This window comes from Brevundimonas sp. 01N35 (assembly GCF_056399785.1).
This window is the reverse complement of record NZ_JBFTRZ010000009.1, coordinates 117,212-138,645: the sequence shown is the minus strand read 5'-3', so window position 1 is coordinate 138,645 and position 21,434 is coordinate 117,212. Positions and strand designations below refer to the sequence as shown.

Below are 21,434 nucleotides of genomic sequence, written 5' to 3'. Positions count from 1 at the left end.
ATGTCGGCGTAGTTCATCGCCTTCGCGCCGCCGGCCTTCGCCAGCGTCATCGTGATCGCAGCCGTCAGCGTCGTCTTGCCGTGGTCAACGTGGCCGATCGTGCCGATGTTGCAGTGCGGCTTGTTACGTTCGAACTTTTCCTTGGCCATGGCCAAACTCCTGTGGCCCGGGTCCAAAGCGGAGGGGCGCTTCTGCTCAGTTCAAAAAACCTGGAGCGGGTAGACGGGATCGAACCGACATCCTCAGCTTGGAAGGCTGCTGCACTACCATTGTGCTATACCCGCGCGAAGAATGCGTTGCCCCAACCCCGTGAGAGGTTGGCGTTTCCGCACCCGATTCCTTTTTGGGTTTCCGTCCTCTCGGCCTTGAAACGCGCGTGGTGGGGGAAGAAGGACTCGAACCTTCGAAGCTTACGCAGGGGATTTACAGTCCCCCCCCTTTGCCACTCGGGACATTCCCCCAGCGCGCGTTTTCAAAACCGGTCTGGATACGCAACAGAACGATCTTTCGATCATTTTCGTCGCGAAAGCCTTCGTGTCCGGCGACGCCTGTAATAGAGGAAGCGCCTGACCCGAAGCCCTAGGGCCCAAATCGGAGGCCGTCTTATAGTGTCGTCATTTCCAGAACGCAACGACCGGAAAACCGGTAAAAAGCAGTCTTTCCACAAGCGCGTGGAAAGCCGGCCTGAGAAAGGCTGGTCGCCCACCCCCACAAGCCGTTCTGGGGGCGATTTCGCCCCCAAAGCCCCGCGCGGCAAGGTCGAAGCGGATAATTTTGTCTGGGGCCGCCACGCGGTTCTAGCCGCTTTGGCCAATCCGGCCCGTCGCGGCATGGGCCGTTTGATGGTCACGGAGGACCGCGCCGCTGAAATCGAACGGGAAAATCTGGCGAACGGCCACCGAATCGAGGTGATTGATTCGACCGCCCTCGCCCGGCTGCTGCCGGCCGGCGCCGTTCACCAGGGCATGGTCTTCAAGGTGCAGCCGCTGGAAGGCGTCGCCCTGGAAGAGCTCGCCGAGGACGCCAGCGGCGTCATTGTCATGCTGGATCAGCTGACCGACACCCAGAACGTCGGCGCCATCTTCCGCTCGGCCCTGGCCTTTGGCGCCAAGGGCATCGTCGTTCAGGACCGGCACTCGCCCGCCCTGGCCGGCGCTCTGGCCAAGGCGGCGGCCGGCGCGACCGAACGCCTGCCCTGCGCCCGCGTCACCAATCTCAGCCGCGCGCTCGAGAAGCTGGCGGACCTGGGCTGGCGCGCCGTCGGTCTGGACGGCTCCGCCGAGCTGACGCTGGAACAGGCGCTTGATTCGCGCCCGACGGTTCTGGTCATGGGCTCGGAAGGCGACGGCGTCCGCCGTCTGGTGGCCGAGCATTGCGACGTCATGGCCAAGATCCCCATGCCCGGCGGATTCGAAAGCCTGAACGTCTCCAACGCCGCGGCCATCGCCCTGTACGAGACCGCCCGCGCCCAGCGCCCGGCCTGATCGACCCTTTCCTCCCGCCGGCCTAGCGTCGGCGGGAGCGAGTTTGCTGCGGCGTCTTGGCGCAGCTTCTAGCGGGGCTTAAAGAGCGCCGATGGAATTCCTCTCAGATCCCCACCTCATCAGCCAGGCCACCGCGCTCGGCAAGGTCATGATGATCGACCTGGTCCTGGCCGGCGACAACGCCGTCGCCGTGGGCCTCGCCGCCGCCGCCCTGCCCCAGGAACAGCGCCGCAAGGCCATCCTGATCGGCCTGGCCGCCGCCGTCGTCATGCGCATCGGCCTGGCCCTCGTCACCGTGCAGCTTCTGGCCATCGTCGGCCTGCTGCTGGCGGGCGGCTTCCTCCTGTTGTGGGTGTGCTGGAAGATGTGGCGCGAACTGCGCGAGCAGGCGACCCACGATCAGGCCGAAGCCGAGGCCGAGATCGAACGCGCCATGGCCATCGAACACGGCGGCGGTCCCAGCCCCGAGGAAATGGGCCTGAAGCGCAAGACCTTCGGCGCCGCCCTGCTCCAGATCATGATCGCCGACCTGACCATGTCGCTGGACAATGTGCTGGCCGTCGCCGGCGCCAGCCACGACCACCCGTGGATCATGGTCTTCGGCCTGATCCTGTCGATCGCTCTCATGGGGCTGGCCGCCAGCTTCATCGCCAAGCTGCTGAACCGTTATCGCTGGATCGCTTACATCGGCCTGGTCATCGTTCTCTACGTCGCCCTGCACATGATCTGGGACGGCGGACGCTCGGTGATCGTTCGCACCGGCCACGCCGATGAGTTCAACGCCTCGGCCCCCGCCTTCCTCGACATCGGCCCGGAAGAACAGGCCAAGCATATGAAGCACGCCAGCGCAGGCAGCCATGAAGCCACGCCCGCCGGCCTGCCCGGCGCGAGGGAACAGCGAACGCCGGCTGCGGCCGCGGCAACGCCGACGAACTAGAAACGTGAAAGGCCCGGAGCGATCCGGGCCTTTCTTTTGGCCGGTTCCAGGCCGAGCCGCGATTGCACCGTGCGACGAAAAAAACAGTGCAATTCGTGCAATCGGCCGGCGGTGGACGCTTGGCGATGGGCGACGCGAGAAGGGCCGAAGCCCGGCGTCAGGCAGCGATGTCAAAGACCGAGGCGCCACTATAGCCCCGGTCTTAAGCGCCGCGAGCCGATGGGCGTGTTTGGCCCGCAAACGCCTATGGCGACAGGAATCGGCGTGATGGGAATTTAGTTTTGCTCGGCGCCGGGAGAGGATGATGGTGGAAGGGGATGAGGTTCAGCGACCGCGCAGCCACCCCGTAACGGAAAGACGCTCCGCCCCCGCCGACAGCGCCACCTGAGTGACGGAATGCGGGGCCGGCACTCTCAAGAGGTTCAACGTATTGAAGCGCGGAGTGAAGGCTTCGGCCACATTGCCGTCGTCGCCGTGGAAGGCCAGAAGCCCGCCCCAGTCGATCCGCCAGGCCGGCGTCAGTCCCAAAACATAGGCGAAATAGCGTTTTTTCCCTTCGGCGGCGTCGTCGTGCTCCGTCAGGAAATGGCCGCGGCGAAACCGGGTCAACTGAGCATCCGCCAGCGCGATCCCCGTTTCGCCCGTCAGGTCGCGCATCAGGTTCAGGAACGGCTCGCTATTCAGGAAGCCGACCAGACCCGACCAGACCGGGTCCGCAGCGCCCGCCTGAGCAAGGTCATAGATGGGGTGGTTGTCATAAAGGTACTGGAAGCCCTGCGTCGCGGAGGCCTGAACAGCCTCTCCCAGGCCTTGTTTCTGCACCGGTTCAAGACTGGCCAACCATGCCGCCGGAAAGTCGACATGGCCGCTGCCCCGCCGGGTCACGGTGTTATAGGGCGCGTTTGCAGCCTGTTCCGCCAGGTGCTGGGCCTGGCTCGGCGAGAGAATGCCGCTGACCTGGGTCCGGCCCGTCAACGCCAACCTATCTCTGATTTTCTGACGCTGGTCGGTCGAAAACTCTACTAACTCAGGCCTCATTCAGCCCCGCCGAAACGTTCGGTCCATTCCGCGACCTGGGTGTCTTCAATCTTCTTGAACAGGACCTCGGCCGCGGCGACGGTCTGACCGGCCGGCAGCAGGTTCAGCAGGTCGGCGTCGGCCTGGGGCCAGCTCAGGTCCGTCGCGCCGACGCTGGCGCCGATGCGTTCGGCGCTGCCCGGCATGAAGGGCACGGTGATGCGGGCGAACAGGGCGACCAGCGATAGGCCGGTGCGCACCACCACAGCGGCGCGGTCGCGGTCGGTCTTCAGGGCCGTCCAGGGGGCGGCTTCCTGCAGATACTCGTTGCCCAGCACCCAGAGGGCGCGCGCCGCCTGAGCCGCCTTGCGGAACTCCATGGCCTCGAACTCGGCGGTCAGGGCTTCCAGACCGGCCTTCAGATCGGCCGCCAGCTTTGCTTCCAGCGGGCCGGCCTCGCCGCCCTCGGGCACGACGCCGTCGAACTTGGATTCCGTGAACTTGACGATGCGGTTGACGAAATTGCCCAGCACGTCGGCCAGGTCCTTGTTCGTCGTCGACTGGAACTGCTCCCAGGTGAAGGCCGCGTCGGAATGCTCCGGGCCATAGGCCGTCAGGTGCCAGCGCCAGTAGTCGGCGGGCAGCAGTTCCAGCGCCTGATCCATGAAGACGCCGCGGCCCATGCTGGTCGAGAACTTGCCGCCGTACCAGTTCAGCCAGTTGAAGGCCTTCAACTGGTCGACCGTCTTCCACGGCTCGCCCGAGCCCAGGATGGTGGCGGGGAAGCTGACGGTGTGGAAGGCGACGTTGTCCTTGCCCATGAACTGGACGTAGCGCACGGGGTTTTCAGGATCGGCGGCGCCCTCGTCCAGACGCCACCACGAACGCCAGTTCCCACCCGACTGCTCGGCCCATTCCTCGGTCGCGGCGATGTATTCGATGGGGGCGTCGAACCAGACGTAGAAGACCTTGCCCTCCATGCCCGGACGCGGGCCGCCGTCGGGACCGACCACCGGCACGCCCCACTTCAGGTCGCGGGTGATGCCCCGGTCGATCAGGCCTTCATCCAGATGCTTGTAGGCGATGGCGCGGGCCAGGGGCTGCCACTGCGGCGAGCGAGCATCGACCCAGGCGCGCACCTGGTTCGCCACCCGGGTCTGCAGCAGATAGAGGTGGCGCGTGTCGCGGACCTCCAGATTGCGGCTGCCCGAGACGGCCGAATAGGGATTGATCAGATCGGTCGGATCCAGCAGGCGGCCGCAGTTGTCGCACTGGTCGCCGCGTGCCTTCTCGTAAGCACAGTGCGGGCAGGTCCCTTCGACGTAGCGGTCGGGCAGGAAGCGGGCGTCGTCGATCGAATAGATCATCCGGTCGACGCGCTCCTCGATCAGGCCGCGCTCTTCCAGAACCTTGGCGAAATGTTGGGTCAGGCGGGTGTTCGGCGCGTTGGAGCTGCGGCCGAAGATGTCGAACGACAGGCTGAAAGCCTCGCCGGCCTTCTTCTGAACCTGATGCTGCTCGTCGCAATAGGTCCGCACGTCCTGTCCGGCGGCGGCGGCGGCCAGTTCGGCCGGGGTGCCGTGCTCGTCGGTGGCGCAGACATAGAGGACGTCGTGACCCTGCCCGCGCTTGAACCGCGCCCAGACATCGGCGGGCAACATGGACCCGGCCAGATTCCCAAGGTGCTTGATGCCGTTGATGTAGGGCAGCGCCGAGGTGATGAGGATGCGGGCCATGGTCGTCCAGTCTGCGGGAGGAAGCAGACGGATATAGAGGGCGATCTCCTGATCGTCACCTTTTGCGGGACATTCACGTCAGAAGTGTCGCCTGAGACGCCGCTAGGTTCTCCGATCTGCGCTGCGCTTCGTCGGAGAATGACGGAGCGATCTGATTTCCGTCATTCTCCGGGCCGCGAAGCCTTAGGCCGGAAGCCGCCTGGCGATCCGCACGAACCGCCCGGTCAGCAACGCCCCCGAGATCAGGCTGGCCACGATCACCGACCAGACCAGACCATTAACGCCGATCCGGTGTGCCAGCCACCAGCCCAGCGGGATCATGACGATGCCGTAGGACAGCAGGTGCATCAGCGTCGGCCAGACCACGTCGCCCGCCGCCCGGTTGGCCTGGGCCGCCACCACCTGCATGGCGTCGGCGACGAAGAACAGCGTCGCTAGCACCAGGGCCGGGGCCGCGATGGCCAGGATGGCCGGGTCGGTCGTGTAGGCGCTGACCACCAATCCCGCCGTCGGCCACAGCACCAGGGCGATGATAAAGGCCAGCGCCGTCACCACCCCGATGCCCGCCAGACCGCCGCGCATGACGCCCGCGGAATCCCCCGCGCCGTAGCTGCGCCCCACCAGGACGGCCGTCGCGGACGACAGGCCCATGGGCACCATGAAGACGATGGCGGAAATGTTGATGACGACCGCCCAGCTGGCGGTCTCGGCCGCGCCCAGCTGACCCGCGAACAGGGTCATGGCGGCGAAGGCGCCGACCTCGATGAAGTTGGACGCGCCCGCGCCCAGGCCGACCTTGGTCTGCTGGCTCTCGACCGCCTTGTCGCGTTTCGGCTTGGCGAAGATTCCCAAGGCCCGCGCCTCGGGCAGGCGCAGGATGAAGATGACCAGGAAGATCGCCAGCGCCGTACGCGCGCCGAACGTGGCCCAGGCCGAGGCGAACGCGCCATCGACGCCGATGCCGAACAGGTCGGGCACCAGCAGCAGATTCAGGCCCAGGTTGACGGCGTTCGCGACCCACATGGCGACCATGCCAGCCTTGGGCCGATGCAGACCCTCAAGGAAAAACTGGGCCGCGACCGAAATCAGATAGGCCGGCATAGACAGGGCGAAGACCGTCAAGACGGGAGAAGCGCCCTCGCCCAAGCCGTCCTCAAGCCCCATGTGTTTCAAGCCGAACGGCCCCAGCAGCAGCAGGGCGATCATGGAGACGACGCCGATCTGCAGCGCATAGACCATGCCCCGACGCAGGACAGCGCCGACCTCGTCCTTGCGGCCCTCGCCCAGCAGGCGGGCGGTCATGACCTGCACCCCCATCATCAGGCCGACCGCCGTGGTCAGGACGACCGACGACGGCGCCCAGGCTAGGGAGTGATAGGCCAGCTCGCGGCTGGCGTAGTGCCCCACGACGATGGCGTCGGTCAGGCCCATGGTCATGATGCCCAGACGCGCCAGCACGACCGGCCAGGCCAGCTTCAGCAGCTCGGACAGGGTCGCGCGGGTCTTGAAGCTGAACAGGGCGTTGGTCATGGGAGCCGGCACAGGCCATGCCGGCGAACAAAGGTCAACACCTCGAGCCTATCGCCACGAAAGGGTCACCAAGCGCCCAGCGCCCGCAGTTGCTTGGCCAGTTCGACCGGCAGCTCGCCCGCGTCCATCGTCGACAGGTCCGGCGGCGCGTCCTTGGGCTCCAGATAGCGCCAGCCCTGGAAGGGGCGACGGGCCTGGGGCGCGGTGCGGATCACGTCAGGCGACAGGCGGATCAGGCATTGCGACGCCTTGCCCTCGCCCTTGGTCGAAATGTCGAGGATCGGGATCCGGCAGACGACCGACCCCTTCATCACCCAGAACAGCGAGCCGCCGTCTTCCAGTTCGCTCGCGCGCTTGGGCGTCATCCGCGTGTTGACGGTCAGCCACTCGCCCTTGGCGGCGCGCCGCTCCAGCGTCTCGACCTTGGCGACGCCGACGCAGAGTTTGATCATGTGAAGGGGCATGAAACGCCGCCTGCTCTTCCGCTCATCCCGGCGGACGCCGGGACCCAGTGAGAGCCCCGCACACGGCGCTCGACAATATGTTCGCTCAAGTTCCCGCGTCGTCACCGAAGCCAAAGAACTGGATCCCGGCGTCCGCCGGGATGAGCGCGATTTAGGTAGCCGCCTTCACCACGGCCAGAACGGCGCCGTCTACGACCTGATCGCCGACGGCGACGTTGAACTCGGCCACCACGCCGTCGAAGGGCGCGGTCAGGGCGTGCTCCATCTTCATGGCCTCCAGCACCACGATGGGCTGGCCTTTGGTCACCGCGTCCCCGGCCTTGGCGGGCGCGGCGACGATCTTGCCGGGCATGGGCGCGCGAAGGCCGCCGTCGGAGGCGGAGCCGCCAGCGCCCGCACTGGCCTTGCGGCGACGGAACTCGATGACGTCGCCGTCGTCGAAGACCACGATCCGTTCGGCGTCGGGCGTCAGGGCGCTGACGACCTCGCCGTCCACGACCACCAGATCCGGCTCGCCATAGACGCGGGCCGTGCCGAAATCGCCGGACACATCGAAGCTGGACTGGCGACCTTGCCAGCCGGGTTCGCCGGCCAGGGTCACGGCGTGGACGCTGTCGCCGTGGTGCAGGGCCGTGCGCGCCTCGGCCGGGGCGTTCATGCGGAAGCCGAACAGGCCCGCGCGCCACGGCACCAGTTCGGCATCGGGTGCGTCAAAGGCCGCAGCGTCGGCGTCCAGACCGATCAGGCCCGCCGCGCCGGCCAGAGCCCGAGCTGAGACAGGGGCCGCGATCAAGGCCGCCTCTTCCGCGCCGATGAAGCCCGTGTCCACGTCGCCTTCGACAAAGCGCGGGTGGTCCAGGCAGCGGGCCAGGAAGCCGGCGTTGGTGCGGACGGGCCAGACCTCGACCTCGCGGCAGGCGTCGGCCAGGCGGGCGGCGGCGGCTTCGCGGGTGTCTTCATGGACGATCAGCTTGGCGATCATCGGGTCGTAGAACTGGCTGACCTCGCCGCCCTGCTCCACGCCGGTTTCGACGCGGATATCGTCGGGCAGGACGAAGTGGTCCAGCTTGCCTATAGAGGGCAGGAAGCCGTGGGCGGGGTCTTCGGCGTAGAGGCGAGCCTCCATGGCCCAGCCCTTCATCGGAATGTCGGCCTGCGCCAGCGGGATCGGCTGGCCCGCCGCGACACGTAGTTGCCACTCGACCAGATCGACGCCGGTGATGGATTCCGTGACCGGGTGCTCGACCTGCAGCCGGGTGTTCATCTCCATGAACCAGATTCGGTCGGCCTTCAGCCCGTCCGAGGCGTCGGCGATGAACTCGATGGTCCCCGCGCCTTGGTAGTTGACGGCCTTGGCAGCGCGGACGGCGGCGGCGGTGACGGCTTCGCGCGTGGCCGAATTCATACCGGGGGCCGGAGCCTCCTCGATCACCTTCTGGTGGCGGCGTTGCAGCGAGCAGTCGCGTTCATGCAGGTGGACGACGTTTCCGTGGCTGTCGCCGAAGACCTGAACCTCGATGTGACGCGGGCGGGTGATGTAGCTCTCGATCAGGACGCGCGGGTCGCCAAAGGACGATTGGCCCTCGCGCTGGGCCGAAGCCAGGCCATCGGCGAAGTCCTCAGCGCGGTCGACCTTCTTCATGCCCTTGCCGCCGCCGCCGGCGACCGCCTTGATCAGGACGGGATAGCCGATGCGCGCCGCCTCGGCCGTCAGGGTTTCGACCGACTGGTCCTCGCCCTGATAGCCAGGGGTGACCGGCACGCCCGCCTCGATCATCAGCTTCTTGGCCGCGTCCTTCAGGCCCATGGCGCGGATGGACGCCGGCTGCGGGCCGATCCAGACGATGCCCGCCGCCATGACCGCCTCGGCGAAGTCGGCGTTCTCGGACAGGAAGCCGTAGCCGGGGTGGATGGCCTCCGCCCCCGTCGCCTTGGCCGCCGCCAGCACCTTGCCCGCATCCAGATAGGATTCGCGCGCCGCCGCCGGGCCAATCAGCACCGCCTCGTCCGCCTCGCGCACATGCAGGGCGTTCGCGTCGGCCTCGGAATAGACGGCTATGGTGCGCAGGCCCATGCGGCGGGCGGTGCGGAAGACGCGGCAGGCGATCTCGCCGCGATTGGCGACCAGGACGGACTTGAACATGGCTTGTCCTTATCCCTTCTCCCCTTGCGGGAGAAGGTGGCGGCCGCAGGCCGACGGATGAGGGGTTTCGCAAGGCAGGATAAGGCGAAGCACTACGCAACCCCTCATCCGACCTCGCTTCGCTCGGCCACCTTCTCCCGCAAGGGGAGAAGGAGAAATTACTGCGCCCAGACCGGCGGGCGCTTGTCGAGGAAGGCGCGGACGCCTTCCTGGCCTTCGTCGGAGACGCGGGCGCGGGCGATGCGCTTGGCGGTCTCTTCCAGCAGGCGGCTGTCGATGGCCTCGCCGGCGATGTCGTTCACCAGACGCTTGGCCTCGCCCATGGCGCCGGGCGCGCAGGTCGTCAGGCTATCGGTCAGCATGGAGATGAACTCGTCCACCGAGCCTTCCGGCAGAACCAGGTCGATCAGGCCCGCGTGCGCGGCATAGTCGGCGTCGAAGGTGTTGGCGGTCAGGAACAGCTGGCGGGCGCGACGGGCGCCGACGGCCTCGATGACATAGGGGGCGATGGTCGCGGGGATGAGGCCCAGCTTGACCTCGGAGAAGGCGAAACGCGCGCCCTCGACGGCCACGGCCATGTCGCAGGCGGCGACGATGCCCGCCCCGCCGCCCATGGCCGAGCCCTCGACCAGGGCCACCGTCAGGGCCGGCACGTCGTGCAGCGCCTTCAGCATCTTGGCCAGACCCATGGCGTCGTCGCGGTTGTCGGCCTCGGACCAGCCGGCGGCGTCGGCCATCCAGTTCAGATCGGCCCCGGCGCTGAAGGTGCCGCCCGCGCCGCGGATGAAGACCACGCGCACCCGGTCGGCGCCCTGCAGCGTCTCGAACGCTTCATAGAGGGCGGCGATGGTGGCCGCGTCGAAGGCGTTGCGCTTTTCCGGGCGGTTGATGGTCACGAAGACCACGCCCGACGGCAGGGCGTCGATCTTGACCAGATCGTCGTTCGCGTCCGGCGCCGGATCGGCCAGGAAGGGATGGGCGATGGCGTTGATCTCGGCCGCCTCGGCGTCGGTGACGTCCAGGGCGTTCAGGTCGGCTTCGTTGGGGGTCTTGGGGTCGGTCATGGAAAGCTCCTTCAAGCTCTGAACGCCTGAAATGTCTTCCTTCTCCACTTGGGGGAGAAGGTGGCCTGCGGAGCAGGTCGGATGAGGGGGCGATTTCCCCATTTGTGCCGCGCGAAGGCGGATCGCGTCCAGCAGGATATTGAGATTGTGCAAAAATGCTTCGTTTGAGAAGCGAACAACGGCGAACCCTGCCTCAGACAGACGATGATCGCGGAGGGCGTCTTCGGCCTCGCGCAGGCGATGAACGCCGCCGTCCAGCTCGATGACCAGCTTGAGGTCAAGACAGAGGAAGTCGGTGACATAGCCGGCGACCGGGGCCTGACGCCGGAATTTCCAGCCTTCGAAGCCGCGATTACGGAGCAGGGTCCAGAGGCGGGATTCGGCTGGCGTGGTGTCGGCTCGGAGACGACGGGCGCGGCGCGTTCGGTCCGGCGACTGATGCATGGCAGATAGCCTAACCCCTTCTCCCCTCGGGGGAGAAGGTGGCTCGCGCAAGCGAGACGGATGAGGGGGCCGTCGGCTCCATGCTCATTTTCGCGTTTGCCTGCGGACAGCGCCCCCTCATCCGACCTGCTCCGCAGGCCACCTTCTCCCCCGAGGGGAGAAGGATGATTTTGTGCACTACATCCGGAATACGCCGAAGCGCGTCTCGGGGATGGGGGCGTTCAGGCTGGCGCTGATGGCCAGGCCCAGGACGTCGCGGGTCTGGGCCGGGTCGATGACGCCGTCGTCCCACAGGCGGGCGGTGGCGTAATAGGGGTTGCCCTCGTCCTCGTACTTCTGGCGGATCGGGGCCTTGAAGGCCTCGGCTTCGTCAACCGTCCAGGTGTCCGCGTCGCGGTGGACGGTGGCCAGGACCGACGCCGCCTGCTCGCCGCCCATCACGCTGATGCGGCTGTTCGGCCAGGTGAAGAGGAAACGCGGGGAATAGGCCCGGCCGCACATGCCGTAGTTGCCGGCGCCGAAGCTGCCGCCGATCAGGACGGTGAATTTCGGCACTTCGGCCGAGGCGACCGCCGTCACCAGCTTGGCGCCGTGCTTGGCGATGCCCTCAGCCTCGTACTTGCCGCCGACCATGAAGCCCGAGATGTTCTGCAGGAAGAGCAGCGGAATCTTGCGCTTGCAGGCCAGTTCGATGAAGTGCGCGCCCTTCTGGGCGCTCTCCGAGAACAGGACGCCGTTGTTGGCCAGGATAGCGACCGGATAGCCCCAGATGCGGGCGAAGCCGCAGACCAGGCTGGTGCCGTAAAGCGATTTGAACTCGTCGAAGTCCGAGCCGTCGACGATACGGGCGATGACCTCGCGCACGTCATAGGGGGCGCGGACGTCGTCGGGTATCAGGCCGTAAAGCTCCTGCGGGTCCAGGGCCGGGGCGCGCGGCTCGCGCACGTCCAGCGGCACGTCCTTGACCGTGTTCAGATTGGCGACGATGGAGCGGACGATCTCCAGCGCGTGCTCGTCGTTCTCGGCCACGTGGTCCACCACGCCGGACTTGCGGCCGTGGGTCTCGGCGCCGCCCAGTTCCTCGGCCGAGATGACCTCGCCCGTCGCGGCCTTCACCAGCGGCGGACCGGCCAGGAAGATGGTGCCCTGATTGCGCACGATCACCGTCTCGTCGGACATGGCCGGGACATAGGCGCCGCCGGCCGTGCACGAGCCCATGACGCAGGCGATCTGCGGGATCGACTTGGCGCTCATCCGCGCCTGGTTGAAGAAGATGCGGCCGAAATGGTCGCGGTCCGGGAAGACCTCGGCCTGGTGCGGCAGGTTGGCGCCGCCCGAATCGACCAGATAGACGCAGGGCAGATTGTTCTGCTCGGCGATTTCCTGCGCCCGGAGGTGCTTCTTCACCGTCAGGGGGAAGTAGGCGCCGCCCTTCACCGTCGGGTCGTTGGCGACGATCATGACCTCGCGGCCCGAGACGCGCCCCACGCCGCAGATCATGCCCGCGCCGGGGGCCTCGTCGCGATACATGCCGTTGGCGGCCAGTTGACCGATTTCGAGGAAGGGCGAGCCGGGATCCAGCAGGCGCTCAACCCGATCACGCGGCAACAGCTTACCCCGCGCCACATGGCGATCGCGGCTGGCGTCGGAGCCGCCGCGCGCGGCCTTGGCGACCTTCTCGAAAAGCTCGTCCCGCAGGGCGCGATTGTGCGCGTCCAGCGACTTGAAGGCAGGACTGTTGCGATCGACGGCGGAAATCAGCTTGGGCATGCCTCAAGGTTTAGGAGGCTTCCGCGCCGGGGGGAAGTCGTTCGGTTTCCTGTCCGCAGGAATCCAGCCTAAACCACCATCATGGCTGCTGAACGTCCCGACACGCTGGAAGCCGCCCTCGCGCGCGTCTTCGAGGGCACAAAGAACACCCGCGCCAGCTGGTTCGCCCTGACGCGGGGCGAACGGCTGTTTTCAGCCGGCGATCCCGCCGACACCCTCTACCTGCTGCGGGCCGGACGGCTGGGCGTGTTCCGCGATGACGACGGACGCGCGCCCCAGTTCGTCGGCGTCATCAAGCCCGGCGATCCGGTCGGCGAAATGGCCATGCTGGCGGGCACGACCCACATGGCCAACGTCGTGGCCCTGCGTGACAGCGATCTGGTCGCCCTGCCCCGCGACGCCTTTTTCGAGGCGGCCCGCGCCGAGCCCGCCCTGATGGCCGAACTGGGCCAGGTGATGCTGACCCGGGCGCGAGCGCGCAATACGACCGGCGTCGCCCCCAGCGTCTTCGGCTTTATCTCTGGCCGCGCCCGACCGATTCGCGCCTTCGTCGAACGGGTGGCCCACGCCGTGGAGGCCCAGGGCTTCTCCTGCCGGGTCATCGACCACACGGCGCTGACGTCCGCCGCCGAGTGGTTCTCGGGTGTCGAGGACGCTCACGACTACGTTCTTTACGTCGCCGAATCCGACGAGCCCGGCTGGGCGTCGCTGTGCGCCCGCCAGGTGGACCGTGTCTTCCTGGTGGGCGACGCCGACCATCCCCCTCAGACGCCCCCGCCGCCTCAGGACGTCGAAGACGAAGCCCACCCTCTGACGGATCTGATCCTGCTGCGCGATCCGCGCATGTCACGGCCCACCAACACCCGCGCCTGGCTGGAGATGTTCAGACCCGGTCGCTGGTTCCATGCGGTCGAGGGCCTGTTCAGCGACACCGCACGGATCGCCCGCATCGTCACCGGCTCGGCGGTCGGCGTGGTGCTGTCGGGCGGGGGCGCCCGGGCCTACGCCCACATCGGGGCGCTGAAGGCCCTGACCGAGGCGGGCGTGCCGATCGACTTCATCGGCGGCTCCTCGATGGGGGCGGTGATCGCCGCCGGTCCCGGCCTGGGCTGGTCGGACGAGGAACTGACGGAGCAGATACGCAAGGCCTTCGTCGTCTCGGACCCGCTGTCGGACATCGCCTTTCCCATCATCGCCATGACCCATGCCCGCAAGGTCGGCCGGCTGATGCAGGACGCCTATGGCGACGTGGCCATCGAGGACATGCCCCTGCCCTTCTTCGCGGTTTCGACCAATCTGACGGCTGGCAAGGTCGAGGTGCATCGCCAGGGGATGCTGCGCCACGCCCTGAGGGCCTCGATCTCCATTCCCGGGGTCATGCCGCCCGTGGTCATGAACGGTCAGGTGCTGGTGGACGGCGCCGTGCTGCGCAACTTCCCCAGCGAGGTCATGCGCCGCCTGAACAGCGGTCCGGTCGTCGGCGTGGATGTGTCGCAGACGCGCGGCGTGGACCCCAGGGCGCTGGAGGATCCGCCGTCGTGGTGGCGCTGGATCGCGTCAGGCGCCTGGAAGAAGGGCCCGCCCATCGTCTCGATCCTGATGCGGTCGGCCACCCTGTCGACCGAGGCCGAACTGATTCAGGCCCGGGCCGACACCGACCTGCTGATCCTGCCCAAGCCCGAGGGCGTCGATATCCGCGACTGGAAGGCCTATGAACCCGCCGTCGCCGCCGGGCATGAGGCGGCGCAGACGGCCTTGGCGACGCTGAAATGCCCGGTCGAGCACCTGCATCGCACGCCCGTCAACGACGCCGCGCAACAAGAAACAGACGAGGAAATGGTAGAAGCGTTGACCCGTCCGCTCGCTGCGGAAACGCCTGCGAAAGCCGGTCGGACAGCGCGGAAAGAAAGGCCCTCTGCATAGGCAGATCGCCCGCCAACGCGGTCATATAGGGCCGCAGCGCCGTGCCCTTCATCCATTCCAGCACCGCGTCCTCGCCGCTCAGAACGTGCAGATAGGTCGTCATCCAGATGTCGATGTCGTCGCACAACGGCGCCAGGGCCTCGTAATAGGCCTCGGCCGGCAACAGGGGCGCGATCGTATCCACGCCCGCCAGCATCGACGCCCATGGCCCCTCGGCCGCCGTCTCGCGCATGATGGTATGGTGGCGCGTCTCCCAGGCCATCGGCATCTGCACGGCCAGCAGGCCGCCGGACGCCAAGGCCCCGGCCAGATGGGCGAACAGGCCCGCATGATCGGGCAGCCATTGCAGCGAGGCGTTGGCCAGGATCAGATCGGCCGGCTGCTCCGGCGCCCAGGTCGCGATGTCGCCGACAGTCCATTCGACATCAGCGGACAAGGCGCGGGCCTGCTCCAGCATGGCGTCGCTTGAATCCATGCCATGCACCTTGGCGTGAGGATGCCGACGCTTCAGCAAGGCAGCGTGCTGCCCCGTGCCGCAGCCCAGGTCCCAGATCTCGGCCGGGTCCAGGTCCTCGGGCAAACGCACCAGAAGATCGAGCGCGGCGCGGTCGCGCTGGGCTTCAAACCGGTTGTACTGGCGGGGGTCCCACACGGGGGAAGCGTCGCTCATGTCGGCATCACTCCAAGTCGCTGAAAGCGATTCGTTGAAGTGATGGTACCGCCTCTCAGGCTTGAACTGAGGACCTCCGGTTCCACAAACCGGCGCTCTAACCAACTGAGCTAAGGCGGCGCGATCAACGCGAGGGCGGTTCTCTAGCGGGCCTCGCCCCCGTGGGCAATATGCTTGTGACGGATTTTCGCTTTATCCCCCGTCAGTTCCATCCGCGGCTGGCGATATACTGCTGCAAGGCCGCGATCCGGGTCTGATCCGACGGGTGGGTCGAGGCGAATTCGGGCGTTCCGGTTTGGCGCTGCTGCGCCATCAGCCGCCACAGGGCGATGGATTCGGACGGTTTGTAGCCGGCTGCGGCGACGTAATCGACGCCGATGCGGTCCGCCTCCAGTTCGTGATTGCGCGAGAAGGGCAGCAGCAGGCCCAGTTGCGCGCCCAGGCCCCCGAAGGCGCCGACCGCCTGGGAATAGTCCCCCGCCCGGCTCTGGACCGCCCCTAGCACCAGGCCGGTCGTCGACTGGGTCGAGTAGCGTTCCGCTGCGTGGCGGGCGACGACATGGCCGACCTCGTGGCCGAGAACCGTGGCCAGTTGGTCGTCGTTCTGGACCAGCGCCAGCAGACCCGTCGTCACGCCGATCTTGCCAGACGGCAGGACGAAGGCGTTGGGGCTGTCGTCGATAAAGACCCGATAGTCCCAGGGTCGGTTCGCCAGCCCGGCGGCTTGCACGATCCGCCCGCCGACACGGCCCACGCGCTCGTTCTGGGCGGCGTTGGTCGAGAGTTTTGCCGTCCGCAGCGTTTCCGCCCAAGCCGCATCCGACTGCTGGATCAGGGCGCTGTCGTCGACGATCAGAAACTGATTGCGGCCCAGACTCTCATTGTAGGCGCAGGCCGACAGGGCCAAGCCCAGCGAGGAGACGACAGCGACGACAAGGTGTTTCATGCGATTTCTTCCCGTTCGGATGCGCTTCCGGACGAGGCCCCAAGACCAGGGGGGCGCCGCCCAAGCGCCAGACGGCGACCTTAAGGGCGATCTCGACGACCTTCCACCGGCGCCTGGACCTGCCGCGACGGATCGGCCGGTGAGAAGAACGGCACACGAACGACGAACTTGGCGCCGGGCCGGGTGCCCTTGACCGTCCCGGCCGAAAGCCGCCCGCGCTGGACAATCTCGAGGGCGGCGGCGCCGAAGCCCATGCCGGCCGGCGCTTCCGTCAGAACGCGGCAGTCCGCCGGATGACCGCTGGAGGTGACGGCGCACTCAATCCTGGCGAAACCCGCTTCCCCGTCAGCCGATATCATCCGGCCGGCGCATCCTGCCGCCGCCAGGGCCGGCAAGGCGACGACAGCGACCGCAGCATGGCGCATCAACCGCATCGGCTTCTCCCTCTCCTATTCGCAGCCATGCCGCGCGACGACGGCGACGCAATCGTAGTTCGTTAGAGCAAGGCAAAGAAAAACGCTCCGAGGCAAGCCTCGGAGCGTTCTTCATTTCGACTATCGATCGTGTCAGTCGCCCAGATTGAAGGGCACCCGAACGACGAATCTGGCGTTCGTCGCCGCACCATCGACCGTACGGGGCGAAAGTTGCCCGCGCTGGACGATACGAACGGCGGCGGCGCCGAAGCCCATGCCGGCAGGATCTTCCGAGACGACGCGGCAGTCCTCAGGACGCCCGCTCGGGGTCACCGTGCACTCGACCGTGGCAGAACCACCCACGCCGCGATCCAGGGCGCGTTGCGGGAAGTCCCGTTCAGTCGGACGCGGCGGACGCGCCCAGCTCGGGTTGGTGATGACCGAAGGTTTCGGCGGCGCAGGCGGAGCCGGCGGAGGCGGAGGTCCGGGGACGATCTGGGGCGGACCCGAGTATTCGACCCGATCTTCCTTCTTCGTCGGTTCGATGGCCACAGTCACCGGAGGCGGAGGCGCCTGGGTGTTGATCTGCGGTTCACGCACCTGAAGCTTCGGCGGCGGGGGCTGATCCGGCGGAGGCGGCGGGGGCGGCGGCGGCGGCGGCGGAGGGGGAACCTCCATCAGCTCGACGTCGACGGCCTCGTCCTCGTAGGTCATTTCCTTCAGCTTGAACTTGTTGTTGTACAAGTACAGGCCCGCCAGGGCGTGGACGATCACCGAAATGGTGATGCCCACGATGGCGCCGGTCGAAAGCTTCTTCTTCTTCTTCGGCGGATCCAGGATCGGATCACGGTGGACGTGAGGTTCAGCTGTCATGCTATGCGCCCCGCCCCCTTACGAGTTGTCTTCGCCAACCAGGGCGACGCTGTAGAAACCATTATCCTGGAGGGCGTTCATGACCTGCATGAAGTCGCCGTACCGAGTCTGTTGGTCTGCACGAATGAAAATACGTTCTTCCGAAGGGTTCCTGCGTCCAATCTGCACCCGCAGGTCGTCACCCAGAGCACCGGGCGAGGACTTGAGGTCGCCGATCCACACGTCGCCATCGTTCTGGATGGAGATGAAGACCGGCGTCGGCGGATTCTTGCCCGGAGGAGCAACGGCGCGAGGCAGTTTCACCGGCACCGACACGGTGGCGAGCGGAGCCGCCACCATGAAGATGATGAGGAGCACGAGCATGATGTCCACGAAAGGTGTGACATTGATCTCGGCATTAGCCTCGACGGTGTACTTGCCGCCGCCGGAACCGGAAAGTTTGGCGGCCATCCGTCTTACGCTCCCTTGTCGAGCTGACGCGAGATGGCGTTGATCAGTTCAGCGTTGAAGCCGTCCGAACGCGTGCCGTAGTTCGAGATGCGCGTGTTGAAGTAGTTGTAGAAGATAACGGCCGGGATAGCGGCGAACAGGCCGATACCGGTGGCGAGCAGAGCTTCAGCGATACCCGGAGCAACGACGGCCAGGTTGGTCGTGTTGGACTCGGCGATGCCGATGAAGGAGTTCATGATGCCGTAAACGGTACCGAACAGACCGACGAACGGACCAGTCGAACCGACCGACGCCAGGAACTGTTGGCCGCCCGAGAGGCGCTTGGGCAGACCCGACTGAACAGCAGCCACAGCGGTCTGGGCGCGCAGCAGCGCCGAGTCGCGGTGATCGCCGGTCACTTGCAGGCCGGCTTGACGCGACAGTTCGATTTCCTCGGTGGCGGCGGCGGCCATGTCGGCCAGCGGGTTGCCGTCAAAGTCTTCCGAGGTCGAAACGCGACGCATGTCAGCGATCGTGCGGGCGCCGCGGAAGGCTTCCAGGAAGCGGTCGGTCGCCTTGTTCAGGGCGCCGAACTCCAGCAGCTTGATCAGCAGCAGGGTCCACGAGAAGATCGAGGCCAGCAGCAGGCCGGACATGACGACCTTAACCACTGCGGTGGCTTCCATGAACATGGAGACCGGGGTGATGCCGCCGCCGTGACCTTTGCTGACCGAGTCAGCAACCGTCGACGGATCAGCAGCGGGAGCGGCGTCAGCAGCGGGAGCAGCAGCGTCGGCGGCCGGAGCGGCAGTCGAAGCAGCGGCTGCCGGAGCAGCGGCCGGGGTTGCGGCGGATTGCGCCAGAACCGGCGAGCTCGCCATCAGGACGGCAGCGCCGGCCAGTGCGAGGAGGATATTCGTCTTCTTGCTATCGAGCATTGTTCGCCAGTTCCTGCTTTGGTCTGACACGTGGAACCCAAGACACGGACCGCGTCAGTCGGCCGTCCCTATAATGAAATCTCACCACCGAAAGGATCGAGCCCGTCGAGTGGAACCGCCGCCCGCCACAACCGTTCGAAAACGATCGCCGCCGCCAAGGTCCGGAAGACAATATCTTCGTGACCCCGACCTGCAAGCAGGAATGCGATTAAGTCCCTTTGGCGAACGCCTATCTTAGCGTCAAGTGCGCAAAGTTTCTTTTCCCCCCGGCACATCGGGCGGCAGGGCCGTTGGGCAAAAAATTTGCCAAATTCATCACCAAAACGACACGAACCGGTCGCGGCGACAAAGATTAACGGAAAGCAATTCCCAAGGCGAAATTTAGGCCATTTCGGGGCGCGGATTTCGAGGTGATGGGATTGGGCGACAAAAGGGAAATGGTGCCTGGAGGCGGGTTCGAACCACCGACACGCGGATTTTCAATCCGCTGCTCTACCAGCTGAGCTATCCAGGCGCGCGATTTCCGTCGCGAGAGGCGGGTCTATAGGCGAGGCCGGACGGGGTGTCCAGACGCCAATTCACTCAATTCCGCGATCTTTTTCATCATCGACCGCATCCTCGGTCGGAATGGCGTAGCCGCCGGTGAACCAGCGCTGCAGATCAACGTCGGCGCAGCGCTTGGAGCAGAAGGGCTTGTAGGCCGGGTCCGGCTTCTGACGGCGGCAGATGGGGCAGAGCGACATTAGACAGCCTCTTCAATTCGGACGGCGCCAGGAGCCAGGGAGGGATCGGCCGCCAACCCGGCCCTCGGCCCCAGTGCGGCGACCAGGGGCGCGGCCAACGCCGCCTCCTCGGGGCAGCAACGGGCGATGAAGCGCGGCGTCGCGGGATCGGACAACATAGCCAGACGGATTTGACGCGCGACGGCGATGGCCCGGGTCTCAAGTGTCGGACGGCCCCTCGCGTCCAGCAGCCGTTCGTCCAGCGGGGTCCGCCGCCACGGCAGGGACAGTTGCATCAAGCCGAACCGGCTCAACGGCCCGAACGCCGCCTGGGGTTCCGCAGCGAAGGCCGCGCGAACGCCCTTCATTATAGTGTCGCCGTGCAGGCCGACGCCGATGAGGTCGATCACGACCAGTCCGCCCCACCCTTTCAGCGTCAGCAGCCGGGCGGCCTGGGTCAGGCCTTCACGATTCGCCGTCTCGCGGCTCTTGCGGGAATCACGGCCCGGCGCGGGGGCATGGTCGATGTCGACGGCGATCAGGGCGCGGGTGCGCTGGATCATCAGGTCCAGACCGCAGGCGGGATCGACGACAGAAGCAGCCAGCGCGTCCTCTTCGGCCTCCAGAGCCGCGCGTACCGCGACCACGCCCGTCTGGGCCGCGACGCCCGGCGCCAATGCGGCCAGGATTGCGGAGACGTCCGGCCCAGGCGCCAGCAGGCGCGGCTCGCCGGACGCGTCGCCGAGACGACGCAGCACCGGGCCTTTGCGCTCGCGGGGTTCGGCAGTGACCTCGACCTCGATCTTGGCCCCCTCCCCCGGCTTTTCGTTCTGGCCCAGCGGCAGGAAGCCGAAAGGCTCGCCCGCGCCCAGATCGACAAAGGCGCCGCGCAGGGCTGGTTCGACCCGCGCGATACGGCCGACACAGCGCGCGCCCAGCCGATCGCTCGGCCGGTCGCTGTCACGCTGGAGGATCAGATGGTGAAAGCGCCCGTTGCGGGCGACGACGCCGCGGGTCTCGCCCGGCGTCTGATCGAGGAAGACCTCGACATCGGCCATGTCAGGCGCTCTTGGGCCGCCAACCGGCGCCCCGAAGCAGATTGGCCGCCTCATAGAGGGGCAGACCCATGACCGCCGGGTGGCTGCCGACGATGCGGCGCACGAAGGCCGCAGCCGCTCCCTGGATGCCGTAACCGCCCGCCTTGCCGCGCCATTCGCCGGAGGCGACGTAGGTCGCGATGTCTTCGGCCGACAGGGTCTTGAACGAGACGCGGGTGTCGACCACTCGGCAGGTCGTTTCGCCATTGGCGATCACGACGACGCCGGTGAAGACGCGGTGATTGCGGCCGGACAGCAGCTCGAGGAAACGCTTGGCCTCGGCCTCGTCCGCCGGCTTTTCCAACAGGCGACGGCCCAGGGCCACCACGGTGTCGGCGGCCAGAACGATGGCGTCGGGCGAACGCGCCGCCACGACCTCGGCCTTGCCGCGCGCCAGGCGCTCGGCCAGACGCGTCGGCGTCTCGCCTTTCAGCGGGGTCTCGTCGATGTCGGCGGGATCAACATGATCGGGAACCACCCCGATCTGCGCCAGAAGCTCAATCCGGCGCGGGCTCGACGAGGCCAGAATCAGCCTCGGAGCCGAAAGGTCAGGACGCGACACGCGCGTCCTTACTTGAAGCGATAGGTGATGCGACCCTTGGTAAGATCGTACGGCGTCATTTCAACCAGCACCTTGTCGCCCGCCAGGACGCGAATGCGGTTCTTGCGCATCTTGCCGGCGGTGTGGGCGATGATCTCGTGGTCGTTTTCCAGCGTCACGCGGAAGGTGGCGTTCGGCAGCAGTTCGCTGACGGTGCCCGGGAACTCGAGAAGCTCTTCCTTGGCCATGCGGTCTCTCTCGCCCGATGAAACGGCATAAGGCTCGCGTTGGGC

At 66.7% G+C, this 21,434-nt stretch carries 20 protein-coding genes, 4 tRNA genes and 2 pseudogenes; 3 read left to right on the top strand and 23 right to left on the bottom strand.

The window, feature by feature from the left end; genetic code table 11:
- From AC1DJ5_RS11250 to AC1DJ5_RS11240, 3 genes are all read right to left on the bottom strand, one after another.
- Positions 1–149: GTP-binding protein (locus AC1DJ5_RS11250; RefSeq protein ID WP_477020639.1), on the bottom strand; the 149-nt coding region annotated here is incomplete at its 3' end.
- Positions 150–210: 61 nt separating this feature from the next.
- Positions 211–284, bottom strand: a tRNA-Gly gene (locus AC1DJ5_RS11245).
- 93 nt (positions 285–377) lie between these two features.
- Positions 378–461: transfer RNA gene (locus AC1DJ5_RS11240), tRNA-Tyr, on the bottom strand.
- A 147-nt stretch (positions 462–608) separates the two neighbouring features.
- On the opposite strand from AC1DJ5_RS11240, the gene rlmB reads away from it, so the two are divergent.
- Both rlmB and AC1DJ5_RS11230 read left to right on the top strand, forming a co-directional pair.
- A complete protein-coding gene (rlmB, locus tag AC1DJ5_RS11235) occupies positions 609–1,484 on the top strand; it encodes a 23S rRNA (guanosine(2251)-2'-O)-methyltransferase RlmB (protein WP_477020633.1) in 876 nt (291 codons plus the stop codon).
- Positions 1,485–1,575: 91 nt separating this feature from the next.
- Complete coding sequence (locus AC1DJ5_RS11230) at positions 1,576–2,421, top strand: TerC family protein (protein ID WP_441455607.1); 846 nt, start codon at positions 1,576–1,578, stop codon at positions 2,419–2,421.
- A 324-nt stretch (positions 2,422–2,745) separates the two neighbouring features.
- On the opposite strand, the gene AC1DJ5_RS11225 is transcribed toward AC1DJ5_RS11230, so the two are convergent.
- From AC1DJ5_RS11225 to AC1DJ5_RS11190, 8 genes and pseudogenes are all read right to left on the bottom strand, one after another.
- Entirely contained in the window at positions 2,746–3,402 is a 657-nt protein-coding gene (locus AC1DJ5_RS11225) for a 2OG-Fe(II) oxygenase (RefSeq protein ID WP_477020632.1), read from the bottom strand.
- A 53-nt stretch (positions 3,403–3,455) separates the two neighbouring features.
- Entirely contained in the window at positions 3,456–5,174 is a 1,719-nt protein-coding gene (gene metG / locus AC1DJ5_RS11220) for a methionine--tRNA ligase (protein WP_477020631.1), read from the bottom strand.
- A gap of 183 nt (positions 5,175–5,357) precedes the next feature.
- Positions 5,358–6,704 carry an MATE family efflux transporter gene (locus tag AC1DJ5_RS11215; protein ID WP_441455602.1) on the bottom strand — a complete coding sequence of 449 codons (1,347 nt, stop codon included), beginning with the start codon at positions 6,702–6,704 and terminating at the stop codon, positions 5,358–5,360.
- Between the two features lie 65 nt (positions 6,705–6,769).
- A complete protein-coding gene (locus AC1DJ5_RS11210) occupies positions 6,770–7,168 on the bottom strand; it encodes a DUF1489 family protein (protein ID WP_477020630.1) in 399 nt (132 codons plus the stop codon).
- Between the two features lie 151 nt (positions 7,169–7,319).
- A complete protein-coding gene (locus AC1DJ5_RS11205; RefSeq protein ID WP_477020629.1) occupies positions 7,320–9,311 on the bottom strand; it encodes an acetyl/propionyl/methylcrotonyl-CoA carboxylase subunit alpha in 1,992 nt (663 codons plus the stop codon).
- A gap of 158 nt (positions 9,312–9,469) precedes the next feature.
- A complete protein-coding gene (locus AC1DJ5_RS11200; protein ID WP_477020638.1) occupies positions 9,470–10,375 on the bottom strand; it encodes an enoyl-CoA hydratase-related protein in 906 nt (301 codons plus the stop codon).
- A 177-nt stretch (positions 10,376–10,552) separates the two neighbouring features.
- Positions 10,553–10,819 (bottom strand): annotated as a pseudogene (locus AC1DJ5_RS11195) (endonuclease domain-containing protein); the annotation flags it as partial.
- 177 nt (positions 10,820–10,996) lie between these two features.
- Positions 10,997–12,589, bottom strand: coding sequence for a carboxyl transferase domain-containing protein (locus AC1DJ5_RS11190; protein WP_477020628.1), 1,593 nt, complete (start codon positions 12,587–12,589; stop codon positions 10,997–10,999).
- 81 nt (positions 12,590–12,670) lie between these two features.
- On the opposite strand from AC1DJ5_RS11190, the gene AC1DJ5_RS11185 reads away from it, so the two are divergent.
- Positions 12,671–14,512 carry a patatin-like phospholipase family protein gene (locus AC1DJ5_RS11185; protein ID WP_441455596.1) on the top strand — a complete coding sequence of 614 codons (1,842 nt, stop codon included), beginning with the start codon at positions 12,671–12,673 and terminating at the stop codon, positions 14,510–14,512.
- A 265-nt stretch (positions 14,513–14,777) separates the two neighbouring features.
- Here AC1DJ5_RS11185 and AC1DJ5_RS11180 read toward each other — a convergent pair.
- From AC1DJ5_RS11180 to infA, 12 genes and pseudogenes are all read right to left on the bottom strand, one after another.
- Positions 14,778–15,182, bottom strand: a pseudogene (locus AC1DJ5_RS11180) (methyltransferase domain-containing protein); the annotation flags it as partial.
- Positions 15,183–15,225: 43 nt separating this feature from the next.
- Positions 15,226–15,302 (bottom strand) — tRNA-His (locus tag AC1DJ5_RS11175).
- Between the two features lie 82 nt (positions 15,303–15,384).
- Positions 15,385–16,128: a M48 family metallopeptidase gene (locus tag AC1DJ5_RS11170; RefSeq protein WP_477020627.1), complete on the bottom strand. Its 744-nt coding sequence runs from the start codon at positions 16,126–16,128 to the stop codon at positions 15,385–15,387.
- Between the two features lie 80 nt (positions 16,129–16,208).
- Positions 16,209–16,562, bottom strand: coding sequence for an energy transducer TonB family protein (locus AC1DJ5_RS11165; protein WP_441455592.1), 354 nt, complete (start codon positions 16,560–16,562; stop codon positions 16,209–16,211).
- Between the two features lie 132 nt (positions 16,563–16,694).
- Entirely contained in the window at positions 16,695–17,414 is a 720-nt protein-coding gene (locus AC1DJ5_RS11160; RefSeq protein ID WP_441455591.1) for an energy transducer TonB, read from the bottom strand.
- Between the two features lie 18 nt (positions 17,415–17,432).
- A complete protein-coding gene (locus AC1DJ5_RS11155; RefSeq protein WP_114817772.1) occupies positions 17,433–17,864 on the bottom strand; it encodes an ExbD/TolR family protein in 432 nt (143 codons plus the stop codon).
- 5 nt (positions 17,865–17,869) lie between these two features.
- Positions 17,870–18,781, bottom strand: a complete 912-nt coding sequence (locus AC1DJ5_RS11150) for a MotA/TolQ/ExbB proton channel family protein (protein WP_441455590.1) — start codon at positions 18,779–18,781, stop codon at positions 17,870–17,872.
- Positions 18,782–19,219: 438 nt separating this feature from the next.
- A tRNA-Phe gene (locus tag AC1DJ5_RS11145) sits at positions 19,220–19,295 on the bottom strand.
- Between the two features lie 64 nt (positions 19,296–19,359).
- Positions 19,360–19,524, bottom strand: a complete 165-nt coding sequence (locus tag AC1DJ5_RS11140; RefSeq protein WP_441455589.1) for a DNA gyrase inhibitor YacG — start codon at positions 19,522–19,524, stop codon at positions 19,360–19,362.
- On the bottom strand, positions 19,524–20,561 hold the full coding sequence (locus tag AC1DJ5_RS11135) for a ribonuclease E/G (RefSeq protein ID WP_477020626.1): 1,038 nt from the start codon (positions 20,559–20,561) through the stop codon (positions 19,524–19,526). Before AC1DJ5_RS11135 ends, AC1DJ5_RS11140 begins: the two co-directional genes overlap by 1 nt.
- A 1-nt stretch (position 20,562) precedes the next feature.
- A complete protein-coding gene (locus AC1DJ5_RS11130) occupies positions 20,563–21,162 on the bottom strand; it encodes a Maf family protein (RefSeq protein ID WP_477020625.1) in 600 nt (199 codons plus the stop codon).
- Between the two features lie 8 nt (positions 21,163–21,170).
- Positions 21,171–21,389, bottom strand: coding sequence for a translation initiation factor IF-1 (infA, locus tag AC1DJ5_RS11125; RefSeq protein ID WP_008261544.1), 219 nt, complete (start codon positions 21,387–21,389; stop codon positions 21,171–21,173).
- Positions 21,390–21,434 lie beyond the last annotated feature (45 nt).

Bases quoted from the DNA above. Each gene is read 5' to 3' on its own strand.
- AC1DJ5_RS11230 (WP_441455607.1), top strand. From the start codon at position 1,576: ATGGAATTCCTCTCAGATCCCCACCTCATCAGCCAGGCCACCGCGCTC.
- metG (WP_477020631.1), bottom strand. From the start codon at position 5,174: ATGGCCCGCATCCTCATCACCTCGGCGCTGCCCTACATCAACGGCATC.
- AC1DJ5_RS11215 (WP_441455602.1), bottom strand. From the start codon at position 6,704: ATGACCAACGCCCTGTTCAGCTTCAAGACCCGCGCGACCCTGTCCGAG.
- AC1DJ5_RS11210 (WP_477020630.1), bottom strand. From the start codon at position 7,168: ATGCCCCTTCACATGATCAAACTCTGCGTCGGCGTCGCCAAGGTCGAG.
- AC1DJ5_RS11205 (WP_477020629.1), bottom strand. From the start codon at position 9,311: ATGTTCAAGTCCGTCCTGGTCGCCAATCGCGGCGAGATCGCCTGCCGC.
- AC1DJ5_RS11200 (WP_477020638.1), bottom strand. From the start codon at position 10,375: ATGACCGACCCCAAGACCCCCAACGAAGCCGACCTGAACGCCCTGGAC.
- AC1DJ5_RS11190 (WP_477020628.1), bottom strand. From the start codon at position 12,589: ATGCCCAAGCTGATTTCCGCCGTCGATCGCAACAGTCCTGCCTTCAAG.
- AC1DJ5_RS11185 (WP_441455596.1), top strand. From the start codon at position 12,671: ATGGCTGCTGAACGTCCCGACACGCTGGAAGCCGCCCTCGCGCGCGTC.
- AC1DJ5_RS11170 (WP_477020627.1), bottom strand. From the start codon at position 16,128: ATGAAACACCTTGTCGTCGCTGTCGTCTCCTCGCTGGGCTTGGCCCTG.
- AC1DJ5_RS11165 (WP_441455592.1), bottom strand. From the start codon at position 16,562: ATGCGGTTGATGCGCCATGCTGCGGTCGCTGTCGTCGCCTTGCCGGCC.
- AC1DJ5_RS11160 (WP_441455591.1), bottom strand. From the start codon at position 17,414: ATGACAGCTGAACCTCACGTCCACCGTGATCCGATCCTGGATCCGCCG.
- AC1DJ5_RS11155 (WP_114817772.1), bottom strand. From the start codon at position 17,864: ATGGCCGCCAAACTTTCCGGTTCCGGCGGCGGCAAGTACACCGTCGAG.
- AC1DJ5_RS11150 (WP_441455590.1), bottom strand. From the start codon at position 18,781: ATGCTCGATAGCAAGAAGACGAATATCCTCCTCGCACTGGCCGGCGCT.
- AC1DJ5_RS11140 (WP_441455589.1), bottom strand. From the start codon at position 19,524: ATGTCGCTCTGCCCCATCTGCCGCCGTCAGAAGCCGGACCCGGCCTAC.
- AC1DJ5_RS11135 (WP_477020626.1), bottom strand. From the start codon at position 20,561: ATGGCCGATGTCGAGGTCTTCCTCGATCAGACGCCGGGCGAGACCCGC.
- infA (WP_008261544.1), bottom strand. From the start codon at position 21,389: ATGGCCAAGGAAGAGCTTCTCGAGTTCCCGGGCACCGTCAGCGAACTG.